Annotated in this window: 6 protein-coding genes and 3 pseudogenes; 2 read left to right on the forward strand and 7 right to left on the reverse strand. The window is 62.8% G+C overall.

Going from position 1 to position 7,818, the window contains the following annotated elements; genetic code table 11:
* Positions 1-141: 141 nt before the first annotated feature.
* Positions 142-807, forward strand: a pseudogene (locus BN996_RS16185) (IS6 family transposase).
* A 50-nt stretch (positions 808-857) separates the two neighbouring features.
* Here BN996_RS16185 and BN996_RS19840 read toward each other — a convergent pair.
* The gene (locus BN996_RS19840; RefSeq protein WP_139043139.1) at positions 858-1,508 is read right to left on the reverse strand and encodes a hypothetical protein; all 651 of its coding nucleotides are present in this window, start codon (positions 1,506-1,508) and stop codon (positions 858-860) included.
* A 2-nt stretch (positions 1,509-1,510) separates the two neighbouring features.
* Here BN996_RS19840 and BN996_RS19845 point away from each other — a divergent pair.
* Positions 1,511-1,594, forward strand: a pseudogene (locus BN996_RS19845) (integrase core domain-containing protein); the annotation flags it as partial.
* 506 nt (positions 1,595-2,100) lie between these two features.
* Here BN996_RS19845 and BN996_RS16190 read toward each other — a convergent pair.
* The 6 genes and pseudogenes from BN996_RS16190 to BN996_RS16215 all read right to left on the reverse strand — a co-directional run.
* On the reverse strand, positions 2,101-3,654 hold the full coding sequence (locus BN996_RS16190) for a glycoside hydrolase family 43 protein (RefSeq protein ID WP_089780769.1): 1,554 nt from the start codon (positions 3,652-3,654) through the stop codon (positions 2,101-2,103).
* 303 nt (positions 3,655-3,957) lie between these two features.
* Positions 3,958-4,593 carry a molybdenum cofactor guanylyltransferase gene (gene mobA / locus BN996_RS16195; RefSeq protein ID WP_167344156.1) on the reverse strand — a complete coding sequence of 212 codons (636 nt, stop codon included), beginning with the start codon at positions 4,591-4,593 and terminating at the stop codon, positions 3,958-3,960.
* A 10-nt stretch (positions 4,594-4,603) separates the two neighbouring features.
* Positions 4,604-5,902 (reverse strand): P-loop NTPase, encoded by a 1,299-nt coding sequence (locus BN996_RS16200; RefSeq protein WP_089780773.1) that lies wholly within the window; start codon positions 5,900-5,902, stop codon positions 4,604-4,606.
* Positions 5,903-5,904: 2 nt separating this feature from the next.
* Positions 5,905-6,735, reverse strand: coding sequence for a HEAT repeat domain-containing protein (locus tag BN996_RS16205; protein ID WP_089780775.1), 831 nt, complete (start codon positions 6,733-6,735; stop codon positions 5,905-5,907).
* Positions 6,732-7,631, reverse strand: a complete 900-nt coding sequence (locus tag BN996_RS16210; protein WP_089780777.1) for a DUF8068 family protein — start codon at positions 7,629-7,631, stop codon at positions 6,732-6,734. Before BN996_RS16210 ends, BN996_RS16205 begins: the two co-directional genes overlap by 4 nt.
* Positions 7,628-7,818, reverse strand: a pseudogene (locus BN996_RS16215) (molecular chaperone TorD family protein); the annotation flags it as partial. The gene BN996_RS16210 and the pseudogene BN996_RS16215, both read right to left, overlap by 4 nt.

The raw sequence follows: 7,818 nt of genomic DNA on the forward strand, positions 1-7,818 counted from the left end.
TCGCGAGGCTCCCGGTGGCACTTCTCGTCTTAGTGACGGTGGTCGGAATTCTGACAAGATTGCGGACAGGGCACTGTCTAGTTAAGCCAGTTTGAGGAACGAGCAGGTCGTTTGAGTTAATTTGGGACGAAGCTCGCAGACCTGCTCAGCGAGTGCTTTGCGACGGATTTAGAAGAAACTTGGGAGCGTGAGCGGACGGCAACGCCCGTCAGGGCGTTCGCCGTCCAGCTCCACGCGACCGGTTGTTCACTCAGAGAGACAAAAGAAATTCTTCGATTACTCGGCGTTGAACGCTCCCACCAAGCGGTTTGGCAATGGGTACATCGACTGGCTGACAGCGGTCACAACCCGCCTGAGGCAACGCCGAAGCGGGTTGCGGTCGACGAGACCGCTGTCAAAATCAATGGCGAGTGGTCTTGGTTGTACGCTGCAATAGACGTCGAGACGAAGCTGGTTCTTGATGTCGAATTGTTTGGACGACATGGTACCGATCCGGCTGCTGCGTTTCTCCATCGACTTTCCGAGAAACACGATCTCTCAGATACTGTGTTTCTCGTTGATGGCTACGGCTATCAGACTGCCCTCTCTCGATTAGGATTGAGCGGTCGGCTTGACTATGTAGAGCGAAACCTCATCGAAAAGTGGTTTCACACCCTCAAAATGCGAGTCGACCGCTTCCATAATTCGTGGGTGGGCAGTCACGGAAGCGTCCGCGAGTGATTCATAGAATTTGTGCAATACTACAATTTTCAGAGACCGCATCAAGCGCTCGATGGGCGAACACCGGTTGGGGAGGTCACTAACTAGACAGTGCTACTTATTCAAAAAGGCTGTTTAGATGGTACTATCTACAGCGCTTATGACGTTGTCTCAAATTCGGGATGGAAGACACCAATGCGTCGGATTACTACATGAAATAGACCAAATAATAGTGCACCGGTATTAAGGATGGGAGAAAAGATAACCAATTGAGCAGGAAGTAAATTCACACTATAAGTTAAAGCGACAAGAGCTACAATAAGCATAAGACCACTATCAGCTCTTCTATTCCATTCATTAATGCGAAGCAGAGGCGGTATTGCAGTGTCTCCTATATTCACTTTGTATATAACCCAAGTAGCAAGTATGAGTGGTAAAAAAACATAAAAACAGGCGATCACAATAGCAAACCATTCCGGAGGGGTATCACTAAGAACCCCGAAAACAAACTTCATTATATATTGTACCCCGATTCCAGAACCAAGAATAACAGAGAGGTATATTAGCAGATTCTGCCAAAGCATATTCTCTTCAATCAGTCTATTGTTAGAAATACGCCTTTTAGAAAGATATACTGAGGTAGTTGCAATCACAACTCCGATCATTAAAATATACTCAACTGATAAGCCAATCGAGGTTAATACCGGTGAAAATAGGATCGTTGCCCAAGTACTGATTAGAAAAAAGGCGGTTACTGTTTTAATGATATGTCTCATTGTATCTTCTTGAAATATGGTCGCACGTGACATCTATAAAATTTGTGCAATACTACAATTTTCAGAGACCGCATCAAGCGCTCGATGGGCGAACACCGGTTGAGGAGGTTACTAACTAGACAGTGCCAGATCACTCAATTGGTTCCTTTTCGAATCGCGTATAGTATAGATGTTATAATTGTGGTATATTCGATAGTGTCTACGATGAGTAATTTGTAATATCGTGGTGCTGGCAGAGATATTTGGGTAATGAACTGTCCCAGTAACAAGCCGAAAAACAGAATTCCTGCAATAGCAACCGCTTGCCGTAGTAACCAAAATTTATCCATTTGTTATCTTAACGACATTTTCCCAACATAATGTGTCTTTTGGCTTAGTATTAGATCATCTATAGTGCGACCACTCCAACCTGAGATCTCGGTGTGAAATCACCACTGTGTGAATATTCTAAAGATGGGAAATCCCGTCTCAAAGCACTCGCTGGGCAGGTCTGCGAGCTTCGTCCCAAATTAACTCAAACGGCCTGCTCATTCCTCAAACTGGCTTAACTAGACAATGCCTCTCGGCATTATTGATAAAATTCCTGTTATATTAGGCGCAGAGCGTGCGCCCCTCTGGAGACAGTTCAGTCGCTGACCTCGAAGTACTCGAAGTCGCAGTAGCCATCACCGACCCCAGAGTCGGTCGACCGCGCGACGAACAGACCGATTTTGGCACCGATCCAGCGCCCCTGCTGGGCTTGGAACGGCTCTCCAATCGACTCGAAGCCGGCATCGTCCGTCGCGTACGCGAACTGGACGCGGCCCCCGTCCTCGACGGTCGCCCGCAGTCGTGCGGACGGGCCTCGGAGGGGGACTCGTTCGACGACCGTATCGGGGTCGCCCTCCGATGGGTTGGTGTTACGTCCCTGTATCAGGCGGACTCCGTCCGTGCTCTCGCGGATACTGAGGTAGGCGTACTCGGAGCCCATGACGAGAAGCCCCCCGTGTCCGGTTTCTTCTTGGAGGCCGCATCGGACTTCTGTCGTCGCCGTGAACGCCGGGGCGGGGAACTTCTGGAGGAGGAGATTCGGGGCGGTCCACAGGTTCTCAGACTCATCGACACGCTGTCGGAACAGGCGGAGCGCGCCGGGACGGTGAGTGAGCGAGTGCCAACCGAACTTCGGGTTCCCGTGCCATTGCCACTGGAGCCCTAAGCGGGCCGCTTCGAAGTCGTCGGAGGTCTGCGGGACCATCGTCGGAAGCGTCTCAGCAGCGACGTCGGGCTTTTCGTGCGTTCGAACCGGCTCGCCGGTCCCATCGCCGTCCTCGTCGCGACCGATGACGGGCCACCCGTCGGTCCAAGCGACCGGCTGAAGGTGGACGATGCGGCCGTACGGGTCGGCCTCTTGGAAGTGGACGAACCAGTCTTCGCCGCCGTCTAAGCCTACGAGCGCTCCCTGATGCGGCCCGTTAATCGGCGTCTCCCCCTGGGCGAGGACGACTCGGTCGTCGTACGGGCCGTAGATGTCGTCCGAGCGAAGGACCGTCTGCCACCCGTCGCTAACGCCGCCGGCGGGCGCGAAGATGTAGTAACTCCCGTCCCGCTCGTACAGCTTCGGCCCCTCGATTGTCGGGTGGTCGTCGTGGCCGTCGAACACCTGCCTGCTCTCGCCGGTGATGTGCGTCCCGTCCGGTGCCATCGGGGCGATGTTGAGCACGCTGTTGAATCCGGCACGGCTCTTCGCGAACGCGTGGGCGAGATACGCGTTCCCGTCGTCGTCCCACAGCGGTGCCGTGTCGATCCACCCCTCGGCCTCGTGCACGAGCGTCAGGTCGGACCACCGACCACGGGGGTCGTCGGTCTCGGTCATGTAGACGCCGCGGTCGGGGTCGCCGTAGAAGATGTAGAACGTCCCCTCGTGGTAGTTGATCGAGGGCGCCCAGACACCGTTTCCGTGCTGTGGACGGTCGAAATCCGGTGGTAACTCGTCGATGGCGTGATTGATGAGTCGCCAGTTCACGAGGTCGCGCGAGTGGAGTATCGGGAGTCCCGGGACGGCGTTGAAGCTCGAAGCGGTCATGAAGAAGTCATCACCCGCGCGAACGACGTCGGGGTCGGAGTAGTCCGCGTAGATGACCGGGTTCCGATACCGGCCGTCGTCGAGGTTCGGGTCCCAGACCGCCGAGGCGTGTTTCATGATAGCTGACAACAAGTAACGCACGAATAAACGTTGTGTTCAGGGGCTTCGAGTGCGCGGCGTTGGACGTCCTCATTAAGCGGTCTGTCGCTAATATACGTTTGATAGATATTTGTCACATCTCACCCGAGAAACACCGAATTAGGATGCGGCCGAAGAGGCCGTTGTCGGAATCGATCGCGAGCGGTCTTCGTTGTATCATGCGATCTATTCTTGTTCAGTTTCGAGTAGCCGTGGATGATGTTCACGGCAGATATATTGAGTTAATAGCACAACACAGTTGACTCAGAAATAGCCGCAAGCTCACTCAGCAAACCGTTGACGGAGCCCGCCGAGCTCCTCTCGCGTGTTCACGTTCGCCATCGACGCTTCGAGCGAGAGGGAGTCGGGTGCCGACGACGAGTCGACGCGGTCGACCGAGAGTTCGGAGACGAGGGCGCGGAGGCTGTTCGAACCGAGCCGCCGGTCGCACCGCGCCGCCAACGCCGACGTTCGGTAAACTCCGTGGAGGGGCTGTCGGCGACCCGCCGAATCGACCGGTAGCGTCGCGTCAGCGCCCGAATCGGCGTGACGGTCGATGAGCCACGACACGGCCGCGACCGACAACAGCGGCATATCGCAACCGCAGACGAAGACGTGGTCGGTCGAAACCGCGTCGAGCGCGGCACAGAGGCCGGCGACGGGGCCGTTACACCAGTTCGCGTCCGCGACGTACCGCACGGGGTCGGCGTCGCTCAGTACGCGGTCCACAGCCGCGCGTTTGTCGCGCGGTCCCGCGGCGACGATCGGTCGACGCCTCGTCGCCGCCCGGACGCGCCGGACGACGCGTTCGACGAGCGGGCGTCCATCGAAACTGGCCGCCGCCTTGCACTCCTCACCGAACCGCTCGCTCCGGCCGCCGGCGAGCACGACGCCGGTCACCGGTGGCTGTCGTTTCATCGGACCTCGCTTACGGTTTCGTCGCAGTCAACAGCCAGTCGTTCGGCGTTCGGCGTTCGACGCTGAACCCGTCGATTTCCGCGGGGTCGCGGTCGGTCAGTCCGCCGAGGAACCGCCGGACTGGCGTCGGGTCGCGGTCGCTGACGAGCGCGAACGCTTCGCCGCTCGCGAGCGCGGTGAACCGTTCTGCGACCCGCTCCTTCCGTCGCTCCGGCGGGTCCCCGCGGATGTCGAGTGCGTCGTCGGGAGCGTCGACATCCCACGCGGTCGCCGCCGCCTCGGAGACCGACTCCGCGAGCGTCTCGAACGCCGAGCCGGTGTCGCCGGGCGCGGGCGTCTCCTGAAACCGCGGGGAGAACGGGAGTTCGGCGAGCACCGTCGCGTCGAGCCGTTCGCCGGCGGTCTCACCGGGGAAGAGCTGGTGAGTGTCGCCGCAGGAGGGGCAGGCGAACTCGCCCATATTGACGACCGCCCCGAGAACCGGAACCCCGTTGTCGCGGAAGAGTTCGATGCTCCGCGCCGTATCGTCCAGGCTCGACTCGAAGGGCGTCGTCACAACGACGACGCCGTCGACGGAAATCTCTTGGAGCGTGGTCAGGACCACGTCGCCGGTCCCCGGCGGAAGGTCCAACACGAGCGTGTCGTCGGCGCTCCAGGCGGTGTCCGCGAACAGTTCGGTCAGCGCGTCGTGCGCCATCGCACCGCGCCACGCCAGCGGCGCGCCCGACTCCATCAATCCGACGCTCATCACGTCGAGCGAGGCGTCGGAGCCCCCCACCGAAACGGGGAGCGGGTGACCTTCGTCGTCCGAGTGGACGGGGCCTTCGACGTCGAGCAACGAGGGAACGTTCGGGCCGTGGATGTCCGCGTCGAACAGCCCGGCTGGACGCTCGCCGGCGAGTGCGCACGCCAGGCCGGTCGAAACGGTCGATTTCCCGACGCCGCCCTTGGCACTGGCGACGGCGATGACGGTGTCGAACGCGTCCACGCCGGTCGCACCGTCGCCGGACGACGGCGAGACGGGCTCGACGTGCGCACCCTCGACCGCGGGCACGTCGCGGACCGCCTGCGCCATCGCGCGCATGACCCGCGTCGCGTTCGCGTCGTCGAACTCCGACACGGCCGCGCGGACGGTCACGCTCGCCCCGTCGACGGCTATCGATTCGACCAGCCCGGCCTCGAAGACGTCGACGTCGGCATCGGGGTCTCGGACGGCTCGGAGCGCGGATTCGACGCGGTCTCGAAGCTCGGACTCGGTGTCTGGCTCGCTATTCGCCGGGTCGTGGTTCGTCGGGTCGTGTTCGCTCATGGTCAGAGGTTCGGCGTTCGGTTGAGGTCGTCTTCGCCGGGCAGGGTGCGGTCGGTCTCGTCGAGGACGCCCGTGAACTGGCGACGGAAGCTTCCGGAATCGACTTCGCGGGCCCGGACCGCCGTCTCTCGGACGACGCTTCGCTCGTCGTCGGTCAGCCTATCGAGCGCCTCGTCCGCCCGGTCGTTGTCGATTCCGCCGAGCAGGTGCGCCGCCCACTCTCGCACCCGCTCGCTCGGGTCGGCGGCGGCGGCAACGAGCGCGTCGCACGCGCCCTCGCCGCGGAGTTTGAAAAGCGAGACGAGCGCGTTTCGACGGGCGGCGTGGTGCTCGTCGTCGAGCGCGGCTTCGATGGCCGCTTCGTGTTCCGCCCGGTCCAGGCGGTCGAGCGCGACGACGGCCTCGGCCCGAACCCACGGGTCGGGGTCGTCGGTCAGCGCCCGCGCGGTCTCGGCCGCGAGGTCGCCGCCGTGTTTCGCCAGTGCCTCCACGGCGAACTGCCGCACTTCGGCGTCCTCGTCCGTCGTCGCCGCGCGGGACAGCGCCGCGACGACAGTCTCGTCGCCCTCCCGTTCGGCGAGCGCGAGTGCGGCCCGCCGGCGTTCGACCGCGTCGTCGCCGGCGAGCGACGCAAGCAGGTCGGAGACCGGGTGGTCCTCGACGGGTTCCGTGTCGCTCGCACCGAGGTCGGCGAGCGTCGCCTCGCCGATGGTCACGTCGCGGTCGACCTCGATGTCTTCGAGACCCGCGGGGTCGACGCCGAATCCGGGGCTCTGTTCGGGGTGTAGCTGTGGGTCCGGGGGTCCGTCGGTCGCCTCCTCTTCGTCTCTCACGCTCGCTCACCCCCGTCGTACGCGACCAACGCGGCCGCGACGACGACCCCGGTTGCTCGGAGCACCGTCGCGGGGACGCCGGCCGCGCAGAACAACGCGGCTCCGAGTGCGACGGCGAGCCGACCGTCGCGGAGCGCGGAGACGACGCCGGCTGTTCCGCCGGCCGCGGCGAAGGCGACGAGACCCGCCGGAACGCCGACGACACCGCCGCCGACGAGCAGTACCGCCCCCGCGACGTACGGTGCGCTCGCGGCGGTTGCAAGCACAGTCGCTCCCGCGGCGACACCGGCAAGCGCGCTGGTTCGGTCCCAGCCGACAGCGAGCGGGACGACGCCGACCGCGGTGAGCGCGACCCCGGAGCCGAGCGGCCGAAGCGTCGCCGGCATCACGCCGGCGGTCGCCGCGAGGGAGGTCGCCACGCCAACCGCGGCGAGGCCGACCGGCGCGGCTCGTCGGACCCCGTTCCACTCTCGTTTCCGTCCGAGCGCGGCGAGCCTGTCCGCCGCGACGACCGCGAAGCCGACCGAAACGCCGATTGCGGCCGGCTGCCACGCCGCGGCCGCCGTCACGAGTGCCAGGACTCCGAACCCGCCGACGAAGGCGAGCCCCACGCGTTCGGCTCCGGCGTCGGCGGTCGACGCGAGAAGCAGCGCCGCGAGCGCGGGCCCGACGACGGCGAGGCCCGACCAGTCCGCCGCGAGCGTCGCGACGCCCCCCGGGAGGCCGCCGGGAACGTTGTGGCCGACGCGATACGCCGTCACCGCGGCGACCGGGCACAGCGCCAGTATCCCGGCCAGTATCCGAAACGTTCGCCCGGGCGTTCGAGACCGAAGCGCGGTGATATCGGCCAACGGGGAGGCCGAACCGACCGCATCTTCGACTCCGCGACCGCTCATGCGCCGTCACCTCCCTCGAACCGCGCGGCGAGCGCGCGCTGGTCGGCGGCGACGAACCGGTCGAGGAAGTCCGCGACTTCGCCGTACAGGCCCGAGCCGGGCGTGTCGGCCGCTCGTTCAGCCAAGCCCCCGGCGACGACGTGGAGGTGGCGGTCGTGGAAATCGAGCCGCGCCCGCGCCGCGTCGT

Origin of the sequence: Haloferax massiliensis, from assembly GCF_001368915.1 — an archaeon.
GTDB classification, from domain to species: domain Archaea; phylum Halobacteriota; class Halobacteria; order Halobacteriales; family Haloferacaceae; genus Haloferax; species Haloferax massiliensis.

What these genes read in the sequence shown, in the direction of transcription:
- BN996_RS19840 (WP_139043139.1), bottom strand. Translation starts at nt 1,508, where the DNA reads ATGTCACGTGCGACCATATTTCAAGAAGATACAATGAGACATATCATT.
- BN996_RS16190 (WP_089780769.1), bottom strand. Translation starts at nt 3,654, where the DNA reads ATGAAACACGCCTCGGCGGTCTGGGACCCGAACCTCGACGACGGCCGG.
- mobA (WP_167344156.1), bottom strand. Translation starts at nt 4,593, where the DNA reads ATGAAACGACAGCCACCGGTGACCGGCGTCGTGCTCGCCGGCGGCCGG.
- BN996_RS16200 (WP_089780773.1), bottom strand. Translation starts at nt 5,902, where the DNA reads ATGAGCGAACACGACCCGACGAACCACGACCCGGCGAATAGCGAGCCA.
- BN996_RS16210 (WP_089780777.1), bottom strand. Translation starts at nt 7,631, where the DNA reads ATGAGCGGTCGCGGAGTCGAAGATGCGGTCGGTTCGGCCTCCCCGTTG.